This is a genomic window from Pontimicrobium sp. MEBiC01747, assembly GCF_053601635.1.
On sequence record NZ_JBSHNS010000113.1, the window covers coordinates 1 to 330 of the forward strand.

1 pseudogene is annotated in these 330 nt (G+C 50.9%); it reads right to left on the reverse strand.

Annotated elements, in window-relative coordinates:
- Window positions 1-330, reverse strand: a pseudogene (locus tag ACVC2P_RS02570) (hypothetical protein); the annotation flags it as partial.

Below are 330 nucleotides of genomic sequence, written 5' to 3' on the forward strand. Positions count from 1 at the left end.
GTTTCTGCGGTATCGTAGATGCCATCGTTGTCGGCGTCTAGGTCTAAGTGGTTACTTACGCCATCGCCATCATTATCGTACGCTGGTTCTACGGTTCCGTTAACGTCTCCTACTAATGGATCGGCTGGGTCGTCGTCTAAATAGTTTGGTACGCCATCGTTATCGTCATCGGCACTTGGGTCGCCTGGGCCTTCGGCTACGTCTAGAATACCATCGTTATCGTCATCTTGGTCTACTACATCTGGGATGCCATCCATGTCGGCATCTGGTCCCATGTCTACGGTTATGGTTACCGTTGCGGTATCACAAACATCGTCTGGTGTTGGTCCA